The 20,405-nt window shown below is 64.7% G+C and carries 19 protein-coding genes and 7 tRNA genes; 23 read left to right on the forward strand and 3 right to left on the reverse strand.

The window, feature by feature from the left end; all coding sequences use genetic code 11:
• Positions 1–47: 47 nt before the first annotated feature.
• The 9 genes from fabD (at position 48) to NJF35_RS06720 (ending at position 8,036) form a co-directional block, all read left to right on the forward strand.
• Positions 48–986: an ACP S-malonyltransferase gene (gene fabD, locus NJF35_RS06680; RefSeq protein WP_253080438.1), complete on the forward strand. Its 939-nt coding sequence runs from the start codon at positions 48–50 to the stop codon at positions 984–986.
• A 16-nt stretch (positions 987–1,002) separates the two neighbouring features.
• Entirely contained in the window at positions 1,003–1,743 is a 741-nt protein-coding gene (fabG, locus tag NJF35_RS06685; protein WP_225787053.1) for a 3-oxoacyl-ACP reductase FabG, read from the forward strand.
• Between the two features lie 203 nt (positions 1,744–1,946).
• Positions 1,947–2,183 carry an acyl carrier protein gene (gene acpP, locus NJF35_RS06690; RefSeq protein WP_043214413.1) on the forward strand — a complete coding sequence of 79 codons (237 nt, stop codon included), beginning with the start codon at positions 1,947–1,949 and terminating at the stop codon, positions 2,181–2,183.
• 154 nt (positions 2,184–2,337) lie between these two features.
• Positions 2,338–3,582, forward strand: a complete 1,245-nt coding sequence (gene fabF / locus NJF35_RS06695) for a beta-ketoacyl-ACP synthase II (protein WP_225787052.1) — start codon at positions 2,338–2,340, stop codon at positions 3,580–3,582.
• Positions 3,582–4,403 carry an aminodeoxychorismate lyase gene (gene pabC, locus NJF35_RS06700; protein WP_225787051.1) on the forward strand — a complete coding sequence of 274 codons (822 nt, stop codon included), beginning with the start codon at positions 3,582–3,584 and terminating at the stop codon, positions 4,401–4,403. The genes fabF and pabC overlap by 1 nt, the downstream gene beginning before the upstream one ends.
• 4 nt (positions 4,404–4,407) lie before the next feature.
• The gene (mltG, locus tag NJF35_RS06705; RefSeq protein WP_253090865.1) at positions 4,408–5,592 is read left to right on the forward strand and encodes an endolytic transglycosylase MltG; all 1,185 of its coding nucleotides are present in this window, start codon (positions 4,408–4,410) and stop codon (positions 5,590–5,592) included.
• A gap of 9 nt (positions 5,593–5,601) precedes the next feature.
• A complete protein-coding gene (tmk, locus tag NJF35_RS06710; protein WP_253090866.1) occupies positions 5,602–6,234 on the forward strand; it encodes a dTMP kinase in 633 nt (210 codons plus the stop codon).
• Positions 6,227–7,213 carry a DNA polymerase III subunit delta' gene (locus NJF35_RS06715; protein WP_253080437.1) on the forward strand — a complete coding sequence of 329 codons (987 nt, stop codon included), beginning with the start codon at positions 6,227–6,229 and terminating at the stop codon, positions 7,211–7,213. The genes tmk and NJF35_RS06715 overlap by 8 nt, the downstream gene beginning before the upstream one ends.
• Positions 7,214–7,250: 37 nt before the next feature.
• Positions 7,251–8,036: a TatD family hydrolase gene (locus NJF35_RS06720; protein WP_225787047.1), complete on the forward strand. Its 786-nt coding sequence runs from the start codon at positions 7,251–7,253 to the stop codon at positions 8,034–8,036.
• Positions 8,037–8,340: 304 nt separating this feature from the next.
• Here the strand turns inward: NJF35_RS06720 and NJF35_RS06725 are convergent, their stop codons facing one another.
• Complete coding sequence (locus NJF35_RS06725) at positions 8,341–9,474, reverse strand: aminotransferase class V-fold PLP-dependent enzyme (RefSeq protein ID WP_253090867.1); 1,134 nt, start codon at positions 9,472–9,474, stop codon at positions 8,341–8,343.
• 72 nt (positions 9,475–9,546) lie between these two features.
• Between NJF35_RS06725 and NJF35_RS06730 the strand changes: the two genes are divergently transcribed.
• From NJF35_RS06730 to NJF35_RS06750, 5 genes are all read left to right on the forward strand, one after another.
• Positions 9,547–10,182: a TetR/AcrR family transcriptional regulator gene (locus NJF35_RS06730; protein ID WP_225787045.1), complete on the forward strand. Its 636-nt coding sequence runs from the start codon at positions 9,547–9,549 to the stop codon at positions 10,180–10,182.
• Between the two features lie 106 nt (positions 10,183–10,288).
• Positions 10,289–11,257, forward strand: a complete 969-nt coding sequence (locus NJF35_RS06735; RefSeq protein ID WP_225787044.1) for a GTP 3',8-cyclase MoaA — start codon at positions 10,289–10,291, stop codon at positions 11,255–11,257.
• 65 nt (positions 11,258–11,322) lie between these two features.
• Entirely contained in the window at positions 11,323–11,928 is a 606-nt protein-coding gene (locus tag NJF35_RS06740) for a DUF4823 domain-containing protein (RefSeq protein ID WP_225787043.1), read from the forward strand.
• Between the two features lie 10 nt (positions 11,929–11,938).
• A complete protein-coding gene (locus NJF35_RS06745; protein ID WP_225787042.1) occupies positions 11,939–12,496 on the forward strand; it encodes a DUF1285 domain-containing protein in 558 nt (185 codons plus the stop codon).
• 408 nt (positions 12,497–12,904) lie between these two features.
• Entirely contained in the window at positions 12,905–13,318 is a 414-nt protein-coding gene (locus NJF35_RS06750; RefSeq protein WP_253090868.1) for a cupin domain-containing protein, read from the forward strand.
• Positions 13,319–13,359: 41 nt separating this feature from the next.
• Here NJF35_RS06750 and NJF35_RS06755 read toward each other — a convergent pair.
• Positions 13,360–13,435, reverse strand: a tRNA-Asn gene (locus tag NJF35_RS06755).
• A gap of 61 nt (positions 13,436–13,496) precedes the next feature.
• The gene (locus NJF35_RS06760) at positions 13,497–14,693 is read right to left on the reverse strand and encodes an amino acid aminotransferase (RefSeq protein WP_225787040.1); all 1,197 of its coding nucleotides are present in this window, start codon (positions 14,691–14,693) and stop codon (positions 13,497–13,499) included.
• Between the two features lie 288 nt (positions 14,694–14,981).
• Here NJF35_RS06760 and uvrB point away from each other — a divergent pair, with 288 nt between their 5' ends.
• From uvrB to NJF35_RS06805, 9 genes are all read left to right on the forward strand, one after another.
• Positions 14,982–16,997 (forward strand): excinuclease ABC subunit UvrB, encoded by a 2,016-nt coding sequence (gene uvrB / locus NJF35_RS06765; protein ID WP_225787039.1) that lies wholly within the window; start codon positions 14,982–14,984, stop codon positions 16,995–16,997.
• A gap of 146 nt (positions 16,998–17,143) precedes the next feature.
• Complete coding sequence (gene gltX / locus NJF35_RS06770; RefSeq protein WP_225787038.1) at positions 17,144–18,625, forward strand: glutamate--tRNA ligase; 1,482 nt, start codon at positions 17,144–17,146, stop codon at positions 18,623–18,625.
• A gap of 312 nt (positions 18,626–18,937) precedes the next feature.
• Positions 18,938–19,013 (forward strand) — tRNA-Ala (locus tag NJF35_RS06775).
• Positions 19,014–19,092: 79 nt separating this feature from the next.
• A tRNA-Glu gene (locus NJF35_RS06780) sits at positions 19,093–19,168 on the forward strand.
• A 53-nt stretch (positions 19,169–19,221) separates the two neighbouring features.
• Positions 19,222–19,297, forward strand: a tRNA-Ala gene (locus NJF35_RS06785).
• Between the two features lie 42 nt (positions 19,298–19,339).
• A tRNA-Glu gene (locus NJF35_RS06790) sits at positions 19,340–19,415 on the forward strand.
• Positions 19,416–19,484: 69 nt separating this feature from the next.
• Positions 19,485–19,560 (forward strand) — tRNA-Ala (locus tag NJF35_RS06795).
• Positions 19,561–19,603: 43 nt separating this feature from the next.
• A tRNA-Glu gene (locus tag NJF35_RS06800) sits at positions 19,604–19,679 on the forward strand.
• 164 nt (positions 19,680–19,843) lie between these two features.
• Entirely contained in the window at positions 19,844–20,383 is a 540-nt protein-coding gene (locus NJF35_RS06805) for a TetR/AcrR family transcriptional regulator (protein ID WP_225787037.1), read from the forward strand.
• Positions 20,384–20,405 lie beyond the last annotated feature (22 nt).

Genomic DNA, 20,405 nt, shown 5'->3' on the forward strand with positions numbered 1-20,405 from the left:
GGGCTCGACGCACCCTATCCGACGACAAGATCATAAGGGCTTGTTCAATGTCTGCATCCCTCGCATTCGTCTTTCCCGGTCAAGGTTCCCAGTCGCTGGGCATGCTCGCCGAACTCGGCGCAGAGAAGCCGGTAATCGTCGAGACCTTCAAGGAAGCCTCCGAGGCCCTGGGCTACGACCTGTGGAAGCTGGTCCAGCAAGGTCCGGAAGAACAACTCAACCAAACCGACAAGACCCAGCCGGCGATCCTCACCGCCTCCATCGCCCTGTGGCGCCTGTGGCTGGAGGAGGGCGGCGCACGCCCGGCATTCGTCTCCGGCCACAGCCTGGGTGAATACAGTGCGCTGGTTGCCGCTGGCAGCCTGAGCCTGAAGGACGCCGTTCGCCTGGTCGAGCGCCGTGGTCAGCTGATGCAGGAAGCCGTACCGGCAGGCCATGGCGCCATGGCGGCGATCCTGGGCCTGGACGACGCCGACGTGGTGGCCATCTGTGCCGAAGCGGCCGAGGACGAAGTGGTCAGCGCGGTCAATTTCAACTCCCCTGGCCAGGTGGTCATCGCCGGCAACAAAGCTGCGGTGGACCGTGCCATCGAGCTGTGCAAGGCCAAGGGCGCCAAGCGCGCGCTGCCGCTGGCGGTCAGCGTGCCGTCGCACTGTGCCTTGATGAAGCCGGCCGCCGAGCGCTTCGCCGAGGCGGTCAACGCCATCGAGTGGAAGGCTCCGCAGATCCCGGTGGTGCAGAACGTCACCGCCGCGGTCGCCGCCAGCCTCGACGCCCTCAAGCAAGACCTGCTGGCGCAGCTGTACCAGCCGGTGCGTTGGGTGGAATGCGTGCAGACCCTGGCCGCCAACGGTGCGCTCAACCTGGTCGAGTGCGGCCCGGGCAAGGTCCTGGCTGGCCTGAACAAGCGTTGCGCCGACGGCGTGACCACCTACAACCTCAATACCCCTGACGCTGTCGCCGCCACCCGTGCGGCGCTGGCCTGAACTAGGAGAAGCTTGCATGAGCCTGCAAGGTAAAGTTGCATTGGTCACTGGCGCGAGCCGTGGCATCGGCCAGGCCATCGCCCTCGAACTGGGCCGCCAGGGCGCGACCGTGATCGGCACCGCCACCTCGGCCTCGGGTGCCGAGCGCATCGCTGCCACCCTCAAGGAGCACGGCATCGCCGGTACCGGTATGGCGCTGAACGTGACCAGCGACGAGTCGGTCACCGCGGTCCTCAATGCGATCCAGGAACAGTTCGGCGCGCCGGCCATCCTGGTCAACAACGCCGGTATCACCCGCGACAACCTGATGCTGCGCATGAAGGATGACGAGTGGTTCGACGTGGTCGACACCAACCTCAACAGCCTCTACCGTCTGTCCAAGGGCGTGCTGCGTGGCATGACCAAGGCGCGTTGGGGCCGTATCATCAGCATCGGCTCCGTGGTCGGTGCCATGGGCAACGTCGGCCAGGTCAACTACGCCGCCGCCAAGGCCGGCCTGGAAGGCTTCAGCCGCGCCCTGGCGCGTGAAGTCGGCTCGCGTGGCATCACCGTCAACTCGGTGGCCCCGGGCTTCATCGACACCGACATGACCCGCGAGCTGCCAGAAGCGCACCGCGAGGGCCTGTTGAGCCAGATTCCGCTGGGCCGCCTGGGCCAGGCCGAGGAGATCGCCAAGGTGGTTTCCTTCCTGGCATCCGACGGTGCAGCCTACGTCACCGGCGCCACCGTGCCGGTGAACGGCGGGATGTACATGTAAAACTGCAACTCAATGTGACGGATTGCTTCAAAAAAGAGTCATACACGGAGCCTAAAATCCGTTATAAAGCTGCAACCAGATTCCGGGCAGAGGGTCGGGTGACTTGGTGGAAGGCGCGTTCCGCTTGAAAAGCAGGCGTCTTCCTATAAACTTGGTCACCGGCCAGCTGCCTGACATATGTCCATTAGGAGTGAAAACTAGGTATGAGCACCATCGAAGAACGCGTCAAGAAAATCGTCGCCGAGCAACTGGGCGTCAAGGAAGAGGAAGTGACTGCCGAGAAGTCCTTCGTCGATGACCTGGGTGCCGATTCGCTTGACACCGTTGAGCTGGTGATGGCTCTGGAAGAGGAATTCGAGACCGAAATCCCTGACGAAGAAGCCGAGAAGATCACTACCGTTCAAGCTGCTATCGACTACGTCAAAAGCCACCAGGCCTAAGACGCAGTAGTCGACGCTTCTTGTCGGGAAAAACCGCACTGCCTTTGCCGGCGTGCGGTTTTTTCTTTGCGAGCGCCGAGGGCCTGTTGCCATTTCATTCCCTCAACGTGAATGCAATGGCAAGAGACTCTAGTTATTAGAAGAGGAGAGTACTGTGTCGCGTAGACGCGTCGTGGTCACCGGTATGGGTATGTTGTCGCCACTGGGTACCGATGTACCGAGCACTTGGCAAGGCATTCTGGCTGGCCGCAGTGGCATCGGTCCGATCGAGCATACGGACCTGTCTGCCTACTCCACCCGTTTTGGCGGCTCGGTGAAGGGCTTCGATGTCGAGCAATACCTGTCGGCCAAGGAAGCCCGCAAGCTCGACCTGTTCATCCAGTACGGCCTGGCGGCCGGTTTCCAGGCGGTGCGCAACGCCGGCCTGGAAATCTCCGACGCCAACCGTGAGCGCATCGGCGTCGCCATGGGCTCGGGCATCGGCGGCCTGACCAACATCGAGGACACCAGCCGGACCTTGCACGAGCAGGGCCCGCGGCGGATCTCGCCGTTCTTCGTACCGGGTTCGATCATCAACATGATCTCCGGCTTCCTGTCGATCCACCTGGGTCTGCAGGGGCCCAACTACGCCATTTCCACCGCTTGCACCACTGGCACCCACTGCATCGGCATGGCCGCGCGCAATATCGCCCATGGCGAGGCCGATGTGATGATCGCCGGTGGCGCCGAGATGGCCGCCTGTGGCCTGGGCATGGGGGGCTTCGGCGCTTCCCGTGCGCTGTCGACCCGCAATGACGAGCCGGCCCGCGCCAGCCGTCCGTGGGACAAGGGCCGTGATGGCTTCGTGCTGTCCGATGGCGCCGGTGCCCTGGTGCTCGAGGAACTCGAGCATGCCAAGGCCCGTGGCGCGACCATCTATGCCGAGCTGGTCGGTTTCGGCATGAGCGGCGATGCCTTCCACATGACCTCGCCGCCCGAGGACGGTGCCGGCGCTGCCCGTTGCATGGCCAACGCCTTGCGCGATGCTGGCCTTGCGCCGGAAGCGGTCAGCTACATCAATGCCCACGGCACCTCGACGCCTGCGGGCGATTTGGCCGAAGTGGCGGCGATCAAGCAGGTGTTCGGCGAACATGCCTACAAGCTGGCGGTCAGCTCCACCAAGTCGATGACCGGCCACCTGCTGGGCGCAGCCGGCGCGGTGGAGGCGATCTTCAGCGTGCTGGCGATCAACAGCCAGATGGCGCCACCGACCATCAACCTGGACGAGCCGGACGAAGGCTGTGACCTGGACTTCGTACCGCACGAGGCACGCAGCATGCCGATCGACGTGGTGCTGTCCAACTCCTTCGGCTTCGGTGGGACCAACGGTTCGCTGGTATTCCGCCGGTTCGTTGGCTGATGCACAGCTGGATCGACGGCCAGGAGGCGACTGCGGTCAACCTGCAGAACCGCGGCCTGGCCTATGGCGATGGCCTGTTCGAGACCATCGCCGTGCGTGGCGGCAGGCCGAGCCTGCTCACCCAGCATCTCGATCGCCTGGCGCTGGGTTGCCAGCGCCTGGCGATCGAGCTCGACCTGGCGCTGGTGCGTGACGAAGTCGTGCGCTATGCCAGCCTGCTCGGCGACGGCGTGGCCAAGCTGATCCTCACCCGTGGCGATAGCCTGCGTGGCTACGCACCTGCCGTGGGCGCCATGCCCCGGCGTATCCTCCAGGGCAGCCCTCTGCCGGCCTATCCCCGTGAGCATGCCGAACACGGCGTGCGCCTGTTCGCCTGCCAGACTCGTCTGGCGGAACAACCGTTGCTGGCTGGGCTCAAACACCTGAACCGCCTGGAACAGGTGCTGGCCCGTGGCGAATGGCAGGATGGCGAGCATGCCGAAGGGTTGATGCGCGACATGCGCGGGCGGCTGATCGAAGGGGTGTACAGCAACCTGTTCCTGGTGCACGACGGCGTGTTGCTGACGGCCGACCTGAGCCGCTGCGGCGTGGCGGGCGTCATGCGCGCGGCGTTGCTGGAGCAGGCGACGGCGCTCGGCATCCCGGTGCAGGTGCGCGACCTCGAGCTGGCGGAGCTTGCGCGAGCCGACGAAGTGTTTCTGTGCAACAGCGTCTATGGCGTGTGGCCGGTGCGCGAGTTCGCCGCGCTGAAGCTCGGCTGGTCGCCAGGCCCGCTCACCCGTAAACTGCAGGCCGTTGCCCGTACGTTACTGGATATCTGAATTCGTGAGACGCAAATTCCTGCTGCTGCTGGAAATGGGCCTGATCCTCGCCGGTCTGGCCTTGGGCTGGGGGGCCTGGAAGGTCTACACCGTCCTGGAGCAGCCCCTGCACGTGACGCAGGAGCGCCTGCTCGACGTGCCCAGTGGCACCACCCCCAATCGCATGTTCTATCGCATGCAGGGCGAAGGCCTGCTCGAGGATGCCCTCTGGCTGCGCCTGTACTGGCGCTTCAACATGGCCGGTACCCCATTGCACACCGGCGAGTACCGCCTCACGCCGGGCATGACCGTGCACGACCTGTTCGAGGCCTGGCGCCGGGGCGACGTGGTGCAGTACAACCTGACCCTGGTCGAGGGCTGGACCTTCCGCCAGGTGCGCGCGGCCGTCGCCAAGCATGAAAAGATCAAGCATACCCTCGGCGGCTTGTCCGACTCGGAAGTGATGGATCGGCTCGGCCACACCGGCGTGTTTCCCGAGGGCCGCTTCTTCCCCGACACCTACCGTTTCGTGCGGGGCATGAGCGACGTCGAGCTGTTGCAGCAAGCCTACATGCGCCTGGAAGAGGTGCTGGCCAAGGAGTGGGCCGCACGGGCCAGCGGCTTGCCGTATCGCGATCCGTACCAGGCGCTGATCATGGCCTCGCTGGTGGAGAAGGAAACCGGTATTCCCCAGGAGCGTGGGCAGATCGCCGGCGTGTTCGTGCGCCGCCTGCGCCTTGGCATGATGCTGCAGACCGACCCGACGGTGATCTACGGCATGGGCGAGCGCTACAACGGCAGGATCACCCGTGCCGACCTGCGCGAGCCGACGCCCTACAACACCTACACCATGACCGGCCTGCCGCCGACGCCGATCGCCATGGTCGGTCGCGAGGCCATCCATGCCGCGCTGAACCCGGCCGATGGCAGCAGCCTGTACTTCGTCGCCCGTGGTGACGGCAGCCATGTGTTCTCCGACGACCTGGACGACCACAATACGGCGGTACGTGAATACCAGCTCAAGCGTCGTGCGGACTACCGTTCCAGCCCGGCGCCCCAGGCGCAGCCGGAGGAGGGCGGGCAGGTCGCGCCCTCCGAGCCGCCGGCCGAGACCGGCGAGCCCCCGGCCACCGGCCCGGCGGACGCGGGCGACGAGCCTGCCACCGAATCCGCGCCGGCCGAGTCGCCGGCACCTGACGAACAACAGTAAGGACTGCCCGTGAGCGGTTTGTTTATTACCCTGGAAGGCCCCGAAGGCGCGGGCAAGAGCACCAATCGCGAGTACCTGGCCGAGCGCCTGCGCGAGCAGGGCGTGGACGTGGTGCTGACCCGTGAGCCCGGCGGCACGCCGCTGGCCGAGCGAATCCGCGAGCTGCTGCTGGCGCCGAGCGACGAATGCATGGCTGCCGACACCGAGCTGCTGCTGGTCTTCGCTGCCCGCGCCCAGCACCTGGCCGAGGTCATTCGCCCGGCGCTGGCCCGTGGTGCCGTGGTGCTGTGCGATCGTTTCACCGATGCCACCTACGCCTACCAGGGCGGTGGCCGCGGCCTGCCGCAGGCGCGTATCGCCACCCTGGAGCACTTCGTCCAGGGCGCACTGCGCCCCGACCTGACCCTGGTCTTCGACCTGCCGGTCGAAGTCGGCCTGGCCCGTGCCGCCGCGCGGGGGCGCCTGGACCGGTTCGAGCAGGAAGGCCAGGCCTTCTTCGAGGCGGTGCGCCAGGCCTACCTCGCGCGTGCCCGCCGTGAACCCCAGCGCTACAGCCTGCTGGACGCCGCGCAGCCGTTGGAGGCCGTGCAGCGCGCCGTCGATGGCCTGCTGCCGGGGATCCTGGAGCGCTGCCGTGGCTGACGCCTATCCCTGGCAGCAGGCGCTCTGGCAACAGTTGGCCGGCCGTGCCCGGCACGCCCATGCCTACCTGCTGCACGGGCCCCAGGGGATCGGCAAGCGTGCCCTGGCCGAGCGCCTGATGGCCCGGCTGCTGTGCCAGCAACCCCAGGGGGTGGATGCCTGCGGGCAGTGCAAGTCCTGCCTGTTGCTCAAGGCGGGCAGCCATCCGGACAACTTCGTGCTGGAGCCGGAAGACACCGACAAGCCGATCAAGATCGACCAGGTCCGTGAGCTGGTGTCCTTCGTGGTGCAGACGGCCCAGTTGGGCGGGCGCAAGGTGGTCCTGATCGAGCCGGTCGAGGCCATGAACGTCAATGCCTCCAACGCCCTGCTCAAGAGCCTGGAGGAGCCCTCCGGCGATACCGTGCTGCTGCTGGTCAGCCACCAGCCTAGCCGCTTGTTGCCGACTATCAAGAGCCGCTGCCAGCAGGTTGCCTGCCCGCAGCCCAGCCTGGCCCAGAGCAAGGCCTGGCTGGCGGATGCCTTGCCCGAGAGCGACGAGGCCGAGCGTGACGAGTTGCTGACCTTGGCCGCAGGCTCGCCGCTGATGGCCGTGAGCTTGCAGGCCCAGGGCATACGCGAGCAGCGGGCGCTGGTCACCGAGGGCGTCAAGAAGTTGCTCAAGCAGCAGCAATCGCCCAGCCAGTTGGCCGAAGCCTGGAGCAGCGTCCCGTTGTTGCTGCTGTTCGACTGGTTCTGCGACTGGTCGCACCTGATCCTGCGTTATCAATTGACCCAGGATGAACAGGGGCTAGGCTTGGCCGATATGCGCAAGGTCCTGCAATACCTGGCGCAGAAGAGCCGGCAGGGCCGGGTGCTGGAGGTCCAGGCGTGGATCCTCGAGCAGCGCCAGAAGGTGCTGGCCAAGGCCAACCTCAATCGCGTGCTGTTGCTGGAAGCCTTGCTGGCCCATTGGCTGCAGTTGCCGGGCTCCCGTTGATCTTTCCTTTCGTTTCCTTCACGTGTGTCGTCATCCCATGCTCGTAGATTCCCATTGCCACCTCGACCGTCTTGACCTGAGTGCCCACCAGGGCTCCCTCGATGCCGCCCTGCAGGCCGCCCGTGAGCGGGGCGTCGGGCATTTCCTGTGCATCGGCGTGAGCGCCGATAACGCCGATGCGGTCAAGGCGCTGAGCGAGCGCTATGCCGATGTCGACTGCTCGGTGGGCGTGCATCCGCTGGACCTGGCGCCGGGCGAGACACCGGCGCTGGCGTGGCTGCTGGGCGAGCTCGCCCATCCTCACGTGGTGGCGATCGGCGAGACCGGGCTGGACTATCACTACGAGCCGGAGGCCGCCGAGTTGCAGCAGGCCTCCTTCCGCCTGCACCTGGAGGCGTCGCGGCAGACCGGCAAGCCGGTGATCGTCCATACTCGCGCAGCGCGGGCCGACACCTTGGCGCTGCTGCGCGAGGCCAGCCTGCCCCAGGCCGGGGTGCTGCACTGCTTCACCGAGGACTGGGACATGGCCCGCGCGGCGCTGGACCTGGGCTACTACATCTCGCTGTCGGGCATCGTCACCTTCCGCAACGCCGATGCCCTGCGCGATGTCGCCCGCCAGGTGCCGGCCGACCGCCTGCTGGTGGAAACCGATTCGCCCTACCTGGCGCCCATCCCGTACCGTGGCAAGCCGAACCTGCCGCAGTACGTGCGCGAAGTGGCCGAGTACGTGGCCTCGCTGCGCGGCGTCAGCTATGAGCAGTTGGCGCAGCAGACCACCGCCAACTTCAAGCGGCTGTTTCCGCTGGCGCGGGTTGCCGGCTGAGTTTGCAGGCCGCTCTGTGTGAGCGGTATAGCCATTACTCGGGCCGCTTCGCGCCCCAACGGTGTAACCCGACGCAGTGGCCTGATCGCAGGCAAAAAAAACCCGGGTTCTGGGGGGGGAATCCGGGTTAAGACCATTAGGAGTAAAACAAAGGTACCGCGGTCCCTGGGCACCTTTATTGGCGTGCCACTTGGGGGGATGCGCCACGCCAACACTCCAAGTATTGGTCAGCTTTGGCACAGTGCCAGCGACAACTGGTCGTTTTTTAAACAGATTTGGAATACGCCTGGGATGCATCCGGCCATCAACGCATGGCCAGCGCGCGGACTTGCTGGATCGCTTCGTCGATCGAGCGCTCTTCTGTATGGAAATGCGGCGAAAAACGCACACCCGACCCGCGCAGCGCACAGATCGTCCGCTCGGCGGTGAGTGCCCGGTAGATATCCTCACTGTCGTGCCCATCCAGGCTGAAGGTCACGATACCGGCCCGTCGCGCCGGGTTTGCCGGGCTGTGCAGGCGCACGCCAGGAATCGCCGCCAACCCTTGGTGCAATTGCTCGATGCGTTGCTCCAGGTGGCGCGCCACCACGTCCATGCCGACGTCTTCCAGCAGCGACAGGCTCGCCTCCAGCGCACAGGCGCCCAGCATGTTCGGGCTGCCGCACTCGAACCGCCGGGCGCTGCGCGCCGGTTGCCACTGACGGCGCTCGAAATCGCCCAGGTGCTCGAGCATGTGCCAGCCATAGGCGTTGAGCTTCAGGCGCGGGCGCGGTTCGGCGCGGCAGTAGAACATCCCCAGGCCCTCGGGGCCGAGCATCCACTTGTGGCCATCGGCCATGGCGAAGTCGCACTGGTAGCGCTGCACGTCGAAGGGCAGGGCGCCGACCTGCTGGATGGCATCGACGCAGAACAGCACACCCCTTGCCCGACAGGCCTGGCCGAGCCGGGCCAGGTCCAGGCGCAGGCCGCTGGCGAACTGCACGGCGCTGACCGCCAGCAGCCGGGCCCGCTCGCCGCAGGCGGCAAGCAGGGCGGCCTCCGGGTCGGTGCCGGCGAGGCTCACCGGGATCACCTGTACGCCGCGGTCGGCCAAGGCTTCCCAGACCACTCGGTTGGAGGGGAACTCCTCGTCGCTGATCACCACCTGGTCGCCCACCTGCCAGTCGAGGCCGAAGGCCACCAGGGAGAGCGCCTCGGACGTGCTCTTGACCAGGGCGATGTCCGCGCGCGACGGCGCATTGACCAGGCGGGCCAGGCGTTCGCGCAGGCGCCGCTCGGTATCCAGCCAGCGTGGGTACTGGCTGGCGCCCAGCTGCACGCTGTCGCGGGCGAAACGGGCCACCGCCTCGCCGGCCCGCCGTGGCCAGGGGGCGACGGCGGCGTGATTCAGGTAGCGCAGGCCCGGCGCCAGGTCGAACTCATCGTGAAACATAGACATGCTTGGATGATCCGTGCAATTTGCTGCAAGTTAGGCATAATAAACCGCTTCGATTGTCATCCAGTCCTTCCTATGCAGAAAGAACCTCGTAAGGTCCGTGAGTTTCGCCGCCGCGAACAAGAGATCCTCGACACCGCGCTCAAGCTGTTCCTCGAACAGGGTGAAGACAGCGTCACCGTCGAGATGATCGCCGACGCCGTGGGTATCGGCAAAGGTACGATCTACAAGCACTTCAAGTCCAAGGCGGAGATCTACCTGCGCCTGATGCTCGACTACGAGCGCGACCTGAACGCCCTGTTGCACTCGGACGACGTCGACCGCGACAAGGAAGCCCTGTCGCGCGCCTACTTCGAGTTTCGCATGCGTGACCCGCAGCGCTACCGGCTGTTCGACCGCCTGGAAGAGAAAGTGGTCAAGGGCAACCAGGTGCCGGAGATGGTCGAGGAGCTGCACCGTATCCGCGCCTCCAACTTCGATCGCCTGACCCTGCTGATCAAGGGGCGCATCAGCGAGGGCAAGCTCGAGGACGTGCCACCGTACTTCCACTACTGCGCGGCCTGGGCCCTGGTGCACGGTGCCGTGGCACTGTACCACTCGCCATTCTGGAGCAACGTGCTGGAAGACCAGGAGGGCTTTTTCCAGTTCCTCATGGACATCGGGGTACGCATGGGCAACAAGCGCAAGCGCGACCCGGAACCCGCGAACTGAAGCACGCCACCGGGTTTTTCCCGGTACTGTCCGACATGCAGGCTTGCAAAAACCTGATTTTTGAGTCAGGTTTTGCAGGCCCGATTCTTCCATGCCGGAGTCATCCATGATCGTCGATCGTCAAGGCAGGCGCTTTCGCAACCTGCGTGTCAGCCTGACGGCTGCTTGCAACTATGCCTGCAGCTATTGCGTGCCCGACGGCAAGCGCCTGGTGGCGGCGCAGGATGAGCTGCCGGCCGATGCCCTGGCCCGCGGCGTGGCGTACCTGATCGAAGCGGCGGGCATCGAGCGGCTGCGCATCACCGGTGGCGAGCCACTGGTCAGCCCCCGCCTCGAGGCGTTTCTGCAGACCGTGGCAGGGCTGGGCCTGGTGGATATCGGCCTGACCACCAATGGCCAGTTGCTGTCGCGCAAGCTGCCGCTGCTGCGCGCCGCTGGCATCCGCCGTCTCAACGTTTCCCTCGATACCCTCGATGCCCAGGCCTTTCGCCGCATCGCCCGTGGCGGCGACTTGGCCTGCGTGCTGGCCGGCATGGAGCAGGCCAGTGCCGCCGGTATGCGCATCAAGGTGAACATGGTGCCGATGCGTGGGCAGAACCTCGACCAGGTCTTGCCGATGCTCGACTACTGCCTGGCGCGGGGCTACGAGCTACGCTTCATCGAGCTCATGCGCATGGGCCACCTGGCGCGTGATACCAATGCCTTCCTGCAGCAGTTCGTGGGCCTGCAGCACTTGCTGGAGATGATCGGCCAGGCCCACGACTACCAGCCGGCCAGCGCGGCACCGGACGCGACGGCGCTGCGCTACCGGATTCCCGGCAAGGGCCATTTTGGTGTGATCGCCAACGAAAGCATGCCGTTCTGCCGGAGCTGTTCGCGCCTGCGCTTGTCGTCCACCGGCTGGCTGCATGGCTGCCTGTCGTCGGGCAACCGTCATTTCATCGGTGATTTGCTCGACAAACCTCGCCACCAGGCGCTTCCCGCCTTGCAGCGGCTGCTGGTCAAAGCCCTGGCGGACAAGCAGGACCTGGCGTTTTCCGGGGGCGCGACGATCATGAAGGTGATCGGCGGCTGACTCTGGCGCAAAAGCTGCATCTGGCGGCTGTTCGCCGGTTTTTCGTCACCGGTTCTGGAGGAAAGATGCGTAGCCTGGTCTTGCTGCTGGCGCTGATGGCGCTGGGCGGCTGCATGAATGTCAGCGATATGGGCGAAGGTGTTCGCTACCACATGAGCGATGCCGGATTGCTGGATCACAGCGATACGCGCCGCAGCCTGTCGGTGCGCCTGCAACCCGATTCGTTCATCTTCATCGGCCAGGGGGCCTTCGTGCCGCCGGGCAAGGGGCCTGCGCCCCGGCCGAACGTGGTGGCCGAGCAAGCATTCAAGAGTTTCGTCGAGTATTTCCCCTTGGTACGTCGTGCCCAGGGGCCACTGGGGCTGGAGGAGGCGATTGCCGAGGCCCGCTCGGTGGGGGCTCACTATGTGTTGTACACGCGTTTCGCACGGACCGACGACCGGATCGGCAATGGCGATGAATGGTACGACGAGCAGGCGGTCGATCGCCTGGGTGTGGACACCGGCGTGGTACAGATGATGCTGATCGAAACCAGTACCCGCTACTTGATCGACACGGCACGCATCAAGAGCCGTGGCGGTTTGTTGACGTTCCACGACAAGGCGCCGGAAGATTTGCTTGGGCCGCCCATGCGCGATTACGCTCGTAGCTTGTTGGGCATGAGTCGTTGAGGAGAGGGTGATGACAGCTACCGGCAAGGCCAATGATCTTCTGGCGCAGATCCCCAAGGAGAAGGGCCTGCCGCCGGTGCACCTGTGGAACCCGGATTTTTGCGGCGACATCGACATGCGCATCGCCCGCGATGGCACCTGGTACTACCTGGGGACGCCGATCGGGCGCAAGCCGATGGTGCGCTTGTTCTCCACCATCATCCGCCGCGACGGCGACGACTATTTCCTGGTCACGCCGGTGGAGAAGGTGGGGATCCGCGTCGATGACGCGCCCTTCGTCGCGGTGTTGCTGGAGGTGGAGGGCAGTGGCGAGCAACAGGTGCTGCGCTTGACCAGCAATGTCGACGACCAGGCCGAGGCGGGTCCCGACCATCCGCTGCGGGTCGAGATCGACCCCGGCACCCAGGAGCCTTCGCCCTACATTCTCATGCGCAGCAACCTCGAGGCGCTGATCCATCGCAATGTGTTCTACCAACTGGTCGAGCTGGCGGTGCCGCGCGAGATCGCGGGGGAGGAGTGGCTCGGGGTCTGGAGCCATGGCGAGTTCTATCCGATCGGGCGGCCCTAGGTTTTTTGGGGCCGCTTCGCGCCCCATCGCCGGCAAGCCGGCTCCCACACAGGCTGTGTGAAAATCCTCCGAGCAATCGGGCTGTTCAAAAAACAACCTAAAAATCGCGCTTCTACGCGTATTCTGGGTGAGTTGAGCAGCCAAGCTTTTCCAGATTTCGCGTAGAAGCGCGATCCTGAAAAAGCATTGGAGGTTTTCACACAGCCTGCACAGGTATGGCGCAATCCTGAAGTTCGGCGCTAACCCTGTGGGAGCCGGCTTGCCGGCGATGGGCTGCAACGCAGCCCCAGTGTCGCTTAACTGACCGGCATTGCGCGAAGCGGCCCCCTGCTTTTCCTTCAGATTGGCTGTTTTTCTCCCACGGCGTAGGGCCTAACCTGCTGGCAGCCACCCATCAGGAGATGCCCCATGAGACCCATCCCTCTATCCCTGGCCTTGCTCACTGCCGCAGGTCTACTCGCCGCCCAGGCATCCGCCTGGGCCCACGGCGAGGAGCGCGGCCAGGTCAAGGTCCTGCAGCAGCAGCGCCCCAGCAATGCCCCCGGCCAGCAAGCGGTGATGCTCACCGTCAGCTATGCACCCGGGCAGGCATCGCCCGCCCATCGGCATCCGGGCGCCGTGATGGCCTACGTGCTGGAAGGGGCGGTGGTGTCGAAGCTCGGCGATGGCCAGGAGAAGACCTACAAGGCCGGCGAATACTGGTACGAGGCGCCAGGCACCGTGCACAGCGTGTCGCGCAATGCCAGCGAGGCCGAGCCGGCCAGTTTGCTGGTCTGGAGCCTGATGGACGAGGGCAGGGCGGTCACCGAACCGCTGGAATGAAAAAACCTCCAGTGCTTGCGCATCTGGAGGTTTTCAATGTCTGGCTCCGCGACCTGGACTCGAACCAGGGACCCAATGATTAACAGTCATTTGCTCTACCGACTGAGCTATCGCGGAATCTGGGCGTATCTTACTGATTGCCAAGGAGAAGTCAAGCTCCTCCTTGGCAATCGGCGCGTTACAGCACCTCGACGATGGCCTTGGTGACCACGTGGATGTTGCCCTGGTTCAGCGCGGCGACGCAGATGCGGCCGGTGTCCAGGGCATAGATGCCGAACTCGTCCTTCAGGCGGGCGACCTGCGCGGCGCTCAGGCCCGAGTAGGAGAACATGCCGCGCTGGCGGCCGACGAAGCTGAAGTCACGCGAGGCGCCGTATTCGGCCAGCAGCTCGACCATCTGCTTGCGCATGCCGTGGATGCGGCCACGCATCTCGCCCAGCTCGGCTTCCCACATCTGGCGCAGCTCGGCGTTGTTGAGCACGGCGCAGACGATGCTGGCGCCGTGGGTCGGCGGGTTGGAGTAGGTGGTGCGGATGACGCGCTTGACCTGCGACAGCACGCGGGTGCTCTCGTCGCGGGAGCCGGTGACGATCGACAGGGCGCCGACACGCTCGCCATACAGCGAGAACGACTTGGAGAACGAGCTGGAGACGAAGAAATCCAGGCCCGACTCGGCGAACAGGCGCACGGCGAAGGCGTCTTCGGCGATGCCATCGCCAAAGCCCTGGTAGGCCATGTCGAGGAACGGCACATGGCCCTTGGCCTTGACCACGTCCAGGACGTTCTTCCAGTCGTCCAGACCCAGGTCGACGCCGGTCGGGTTATGGCAGCAGGCGTGCAGAACGATGATCGAGCCGGCGGGCAGGGCGTTCAGGTCTTCGAGCATGCCGGCGCGGTTCACGTCGTTGCTCGGTGCGTCGTAGTAACGGTAGTTCTGCACCGGGAAGCCGGCACTCTCGAACAGGGCACGGTGGTTCTCCCAGCTCGGGTCGCTGATCGCCACCACGGCGTTGGGCGACAGGCGCTTGAGGAAGTCGGCGCCGATCTTCAGGGCGCCGGTGCCACCGACCGCCTGCACGGTCACCACGCGGCCTTCGGCCAGCAGCGGCGACTCGGCGCCGAACAGCAGCTTCTGCACGGCCTGGTCGTAGGTGGCGATGCCGTCGATCGGCAGGTAGCCGCGGGAGGCGTGCTGGGCGGCACGCTGGGTCTCGGCCTCGATGACCGCGCGCAGCAGCGGGATACGGCCTTCCTCATTGCAGTACACGCCCACGCCCAGGTTGACCTTGTCGGTACGGGTATCGGCGTTGAATGCTTCGTTGAGGCCCAGGATGGGGTCGCGGGGTGCCAGCTCGACAGCGGAAAACAGGCTCATTGTTACCTTGGCTCTGAATGGAGTGTGATAGGACGCGCACGCTCCGGCCGAGTGCACTGAAGCGGTGCGCAAACGGGGAGTCAGTATAGTGATACCGGCCGGTCACGGCGACAGCCTGGCGCGGCTTTTCCGGGGTTTTGCGCGAATATTTTTCAACCATTGGTCGTATTGCCAGGTCCATTGGAGAAAATGCCCGTCCGCTTGCCTTGAAAGGGGCGCCTGGCACGCTCATTTGGGTATAGACTACTGGCTAAATTTACAGTTGCCGCGACACCATCGAGGTCCGTCATGTCCGAGTTCCAGCTCGTCACCCGTTTCCAGCCGGCCGGCGACCAGCCCGAGGCCATCCGCCAGATGGTCGAGGGCATCGAGGCCGGGCTTTCGCACCAGACCCTGCTCGGGGTGACCGGCTCGGGCAAGACCTTCAGCATCGCCAACGTCATCCAGCAGGTCCAGCGCCCGACCCTGGTGCTGGCGCCCAACAAGACCCTGGCCGCCCAGCTCTACGGCGAGTTCAAGGCGTTCTTCCCCAACAACGCGGTGGAGTATTTCGTTTCCTACTACGACTACTACCAGCCGGAAGCCTACGTGCCGTCGTCGGACACCTTCATCGAGAAGGACGCCTCGATCAACGACCACATCGAGCAGATGCGCCTGTCGGCGACCAAGGCGCTGCTGGAGCGGCGCGACGCCATCATCGTCACCACGGTGTCCTGCATCTACGGCCTGGGCAGCCCCGAGACCTACCTGAAGATGGTCCTGCACGTCGACCGTGGCGACAAGCTCGACCAGCGCGCCTTGCTGCGCCGCCTGGCAGACCTGCAGTACACCCGCAACGAGATGGACTTCGCCCGCGCCACTTTCCGCGTGCGCGGCGACGTGGTCGATATCTTCCCGGCCGAATCGGACCTGGAGGCCATTCGCATCGAGTTGTTCGACGACGAGGTGGAGAACATCGCCGCCTTCGACCCGCTCACCGGCGAGGTGATCCGCAAGCTGCCACGTTTCACCTTCTACCCCAAGAGCCACTACGTCACCCCGCGCGAGACCCTGCTCGAGGCGGTGGAGGGGATCAAGGAGGAGCTCAAGGATCGCCTGGCGTACCTGCACAAGGCCAACAAGCTGGTGGAGGCCCAGCGTCTGGAGCAGCGCACCCGCTTCGACCTGGAGATGATCCTCGAGCTCGGCTACTGCAACGGCATCGAGAACTACTCGCGCTACCTCTCCGGACGCCCGGCCGGCGCGCCGCCACCGACCCTGTACGACTACCTGCCGCCCGACGCGCTGCTGGTGATCGACGAGTCCCACGTCAGCGTTCCCCAGGTCGGCGCCATGTACAAGGGCGACCGCTCGCGCAAGGAGACGCTGGTGGAGTATGGCTTCCGCCTGCCCTCGGCGCTGGACAACCGGCCCATGCGCTTCGACGAGTGGGAGGCGGTCAGCCCGCAGACCATCTTCGTCTCGGCGACCCCGGGCCCCTACGAGGACGAGCATGCGGGGCGGGTGATCGAGCAGGTGGTACGCCCCACTGGCCTGGTCGACCCGCAGGTGGAAGTGCGCCCGGCGCTGACCCAGGTCGACGACCTGCTCTCGGAGATCGGCAAGCGCGTGGCGGTCGGCGAGCGGGTGCTGGCCACGACCCTGACCAAGCGCATGGCCGAGGACCTTACCGACTACCTGGCCGACCACGAGGTGCGGGTGCGCTACCTGCACTCGGACATCGACACCGTCGAGCGGGTCGAGATCATCCGCGACCTGCGCCTGGGTACCTTCGACGTGCTGGTGGGCATCAACCTGTTGCGTGAAGGCCTGGACATGCCAGAGGTGTCCCTGGTGGCCATCCTCGATGCCGACAAGGAGGGCTTCCTGCGCTCCGAGCGCTCGCTGATCCAGACCATCGGCCGAGCTGCGCGCAACCTCAATGGCAAGGCGATCCTCTACGCCGACCAGGTCACCGGCTCCATGCGTCGGGCCATCGACGAGACCGAGCGGCGCCGGGCCAAGCAGATCGCCTTCAACGAGGCCCATGGCATCGTGCCCAAGGGTGTGGTCAAGGACATCACCGACATCATGGAGGGCGCCAGCGTCCCGGGTGGCCGCAGCAAGAAGCGCAAGGGCATGGCCAAGGCGGCGCAAGAAAGCGCCCGCTACGAGGCCGAACTGCAGACCCCGGCCGAGATCACCCGGCGCATCAAGCAACTGGAAGAGAAGATGTTCCAGCTCGCCCGCGACCTGGAGTTCGAGGCCGCGGCGCAACTGCGCGACGAGATCGCCCAATTGCGCGAGCGGTTGATCGCCAGTTGACCGGGGAGGGCGGTTGCGGCCTCGAGGTGTTTTGACGCGGCCCCAATGCGCTCAGCTCTTCCCCTGCCGGATGTTCACTGCTGGAGCCCGATACCCGCTCCCTGCTAACATCCGGCCTTTGTTTCATCTTTCGTCCGAGACTGTCCATGACCACCGTTCGCACGCGTATCGCGCCATCGCCCACCGGCGATCCCCATGTCGGCACCGCCTACATCGCCCTGTTCAACTACTGCTTCGCCAAGCAGCACGGCGGTGAGTTCATCCTGCGTATCGAAGATACCGACCAACTGCGCTCGACCCGCGAGTCGGAGCAGCAGATCTTCGACGCCCTGCGCTGGCTCGGCATCGAGTGGAACGAAGGCCCGGACGTCGGCGGCCCCCATGGTCCGTACCGGCAGAGCGAGCGGGGTGAAATCTACGCCAAGTACGCCAAGCAACTGGTGGATGCCGGCCACGCCTTCTATTGCTTCTGCACCGCCGAGGAGTTGGAGCAGATGCGTGCCGAGCAGATGGCCCGCGGTGAAACCCCGCGCTACGACGGCCGCGCCCTGAAGCTGAGCGCCGAAGAAGTGCAGCGCCGCCTGGATGCCGGCGAGCCCCACGTGATCCGCATGAAGGTGCCCAGCGAGGGCGTCTGCGTGGTGCCGGACATGCTCCGTGGTGACGTCGAGATTCCATGGGACCGCATGGACATGCAGGTGCTGATGAAGAACGACGGCCTGCCGACCTACTTCCTGGCCAACGTGGTCGACGACCACCTGATGGGCATCACCCACGTCCTGCGGGGCGAGGAGTGGCTGCCGTCGGCGCCCAAGCTGATCAAGCTATACGAATACTTCGGTTGGGAGCAGCCGAAGCTGTGCTACATGCCGCTGCTGCGCAATCCTGACAAGAGCAAGCTGTCCAAGCGCAAGAACCCGACCTCGGTGACCTTCTACGAGCGCATGGGCTTCCTCCCCGAGGCCATGCTCAACTACCTGGGCCGCATGGGCTGGTCCATGCCGGACGAGCGCGAGAAGTTCTCCCTGGCCGAGATGGTCGAGCATTTCGACCTGTCGCGCGTCTCGCTGGGCGGCCCGATCTTCGACATCGAGAAGCTGTCCTGGCTCAACGGCCAGTGGCTGCGTGACCTGCCGCTGGAGGAGTTCGCTACGCGGGTGCAGAAATGGGCCTTCAACAGCGACTACCTGATGAAGATCGCCCCGCACGTGCAGAGCCGGGTCGAGACCTTCAGCCAGATCGCGCCGCTGGGCGGGTTCTTCTTCGAGGGCGCGTTGAAGCTCGACGCCAAGCTGTTCGAACACAAGAAGCTGTCGCCCGACCAGGTGCGCCAGGTCATGCAACTGATCCTGTGGAAGCTGGAAAGCCTGCGCCAGTGGGAGAAGGAGCGCATCACCGGCTGTATCCAGGCCGTGGTCGAGGCCCTGGAGCTGAAGCTGCGCGATGCCATGCCGCTGATGTTCGCCGCCATCACTGGCCAGGCCAGTTCGGTCTCGGTGCTCGACGCCATGGAAATCCTCGGCCCGGACCTGACCCGCTATCGCCTGCGCCAGGCCCTGGACCTGCTCGGTGGCGTGTCGAAGAAGGAAAACAAGGAGTGGGAGAAGCTGCTGGCGAACATCGCCTGATCGCTTCGAGCATGGCCTGTAGGGCTGCTTCGCAGCCCATCGCCCCACCCATACGGCGCCGCTGCCAGGGCGGCGCCAGCCTTGTGGGAGTGGGCCTGTCCGCGAAGGCGCGGGTGAATACCCCGCCGCATTTCGGGTGGTTTTTCTCGGCAGGGCGGTAAGTGATTGTTATCTCGAAAAAAACTTTTGGTTTTTTTCAAAAATTTGTTTGACAGCCCTGCAATCCGATCTTAATATGCGCCCCGTCCACAGCGATGAGCGACTACGAAACGCCAGGCAACCAGCCAGCGATTCCGTTCAGCGCGACATTGTGGGGCTATAGCTCAGCTGGGAGAGCGCCTGCATGGCATGCAGGAGGTCAGCGGTTCGATCCCGCTTAGCTCCACCAAATTCCGCTTCACGATCACATTCGTTGATCGGGAGGCAAGATCGGATTCCAGCAATCCGGTCTTGAAGGTAGAAGGTTCGTCCCCTTCGTCTAGTGGCCTAGGACACCGCCCTTTCACGGCGGTAACAGGGGTTCGAGTCCCCTAGGGGACGCCAGTTTTACACAAGCGACGTTTCAGGATGTCGCTGGGCCGAGAGGCTAGAAATCCGGGGCTATAGCTCAGCTGGGAGAGCGCCTGCATGGCATGCAGGAGGTCAGCGGTTCGATCCCGCTTAGCTCCACCAATTTTGCCGGGTTCGCGCAAGCGGATCGGTACGAAGGTTGTTGTCCCCTTCGTCTAGTGGCCTAGGACACCGCCCTTTCACGGCGGTAACAGGGGTTCGAGTCCCCTAGGGGACGCCACTTTTACCCGCGTCTTGCGGGAGTTGAAAGGCTCATTCGCATATTGGATGGGCCTTTTGTTTTCACCTCGGGGCTATAGCTCAGCTGGGAGAGCGCCTGCATGGCATGCAGGAGGTCAGCGGTTCGATCCCGCTTAGCTCCACCAATTCCGCCAGGGTCCGTGAATGTGGATCTGCACGAAGGTCAACGTCCCCTTCGTCTAGTGGCCTAGGACACCGCCCTTTCACGGCGGTAACAGGGGTTCGAGTCCCCTAGGGGACGCCATTTTTACCCGCGTTTTGCGGGAGTTGAAAGGCCCATTCGCATATTGAATGGGCCTTTTGTTTTTTCCACGCCCTTATTTTCTGCTCGATCGATGGTCGCGGATTTCGCTTGCCAGAGAATATTACGCTGATAATATTTCGATCATAATATTTTCGAGGTGAGCGATGAACGACAGGAAGAGCAAGACCCGTGAGCGCATTCTCGAGGCCGCCTGCAACGCCTTGATCCAGCATGGCCCGGCCGAACCGAGCGTCAGCCAGGTGATGGGCGCCGCTGGGCTGACGGTGGGCGGTTTCTACGCGCACTTCGACAGCAAGGACGAACTGATGCTGGAGGCGTTCCGTCATCTGCTCGGCGAGCGTCGGGCCTTGCTCGCCCAGGTCGACCCCAGCCTTGATGGCGCGGGGCGACGGGCCCTGGCGGCGGCCTTCTACCTGTCGCGCAAGCACCGTGATGCCCAGGAACATGCCTGCCCGCTGCCCAATGCCCTGGGCGAGATGCAGCGCCTGCCGGAGGCGTTTCGCGAGGTGCTGGCCGAACACATCGAGTTGATGACCGCGCAGATGGTCGATCGTCCCGAAGATATCGACAAGGCCTTCGCCGACCTTGCCCTGATGATCGGCGGCCTGACCCTGGCCCGTGCCTTGGGCGATGGCGAGCTGTCCGATCGGATCCTGCGTGCCGCCAAGTCGGCGGTGCTCTGAACAACCTGACCCCTGGAGCAAG

The sequence above is a fragment of the Pseudomonas guariconensis genome, assembly GCF_024127895.1.
Classification (GTDB): Bacteria; Pseudomonadota; Gammaproteobacteria; order Pseudomonadales; family Pseudomonadaceae; genus Aquipseudomonas; species Aquipseudomonas guariconensis_B.

Coding starts and splice junctions, on each gene's coding strand:
- gltX (WP_225787038.1), top strand. CDS start 17,144: ATGACCACCGTTCGCACGCGTATCGCGCCATCGCCCACCGGCGATCCC.
- NJF35_RS06725 (WP_253090867.1), bottom strand. CDS start 9,474: ATGTCTATGTTTCACGATGAGTTCGACCTGGCGCCGGGCCTGCGCTAC.
- pabC (WP_225787051.1), top strand. CDS start 3,582: ATGCACAGCTGGATCGACGGCCAGGAGGCGACTGCGGTCAACCTGCAG.
- NJF35_RS06750 (WP_253090868.1), top strand. CDS start 12,905: ATGAGACCCATCCCTCTATCCCTGGCCTTGCTCACTGCCGCAGGTCTA.
- NJF35_RS06760 (WP_225787040.1), bottom strand. CDS start 14,693: ATGAGCCTGTTTTCCGCTGTCGAGCTGGCACCCCGCGACCCCATCCTG.
- acpP (WP_043214413.1), top strand. CDS start 1,947: ATGAGCACCATCGAAGAACGCGTCAAGAAAATCGTCGCCGAGCAACTG.
- fabG (WP_225787053.1), top strand. CDS start 1,003: ATGAGCCTGCAAGGTAAAGTTGCATTGGTCACTGGCGCGAGCCGTGGC.
- NJF35_RS06720 (WP_225787047.1), top strand. CDS start 7,251: ATGCTCGTAGATTCCCATTGCCACCTCGACCGTCTTGACCTGAGTGCC.
- uvrB (WP_225787039.1), top strand. CDS start 14,982: ATGTCCGAGTTCCAGCTCGTCACCCGTTTCCAGCCGGCCGGCGACCAG.
- NJF35_RS06805 (WP_225787037.1), top strand. CDS start 19,844: ATGAACGACAGGAAGAGCAAGACCCGTGAGCGCATTCTCGAGGCCGCC.
- NJF35_RS06735 (WP_225787044.1), top strand. CDS start 10,289: ATGATCGTCGATCGTCAAGGCAGGCGCTTTCGCAACCTGCGTGTCAGC.
- NJF35_RS06745 (WP_225787042.1), top strand. CDS start 11,939: ATGACAGCTACCGGCAAGGCCAATGATCTTCTGGCGCAGATCCCCAAG.
- fabD (WP_253080438.1), top strand. CDS start 48: ATGTCTGCATCCCTCGCATTCGTCTTTCCCGGTCAAGGTTCCCAGTCG.
- NJF35_RS06740 (WP_225787043.1), top strand. CDS start 11,323: ATGCGTAGCCTGGTCTTGCTGCTGGCGCTGATGGCGCTGGGCGGCTGC.
- NJF35_RS06730 (WP_225787045.1), top strand. CDS start 9,547: ATGCAGAAAGAACCTCGTAAGGTCCGTGAGTTTCGCCGCCGCGAACAA.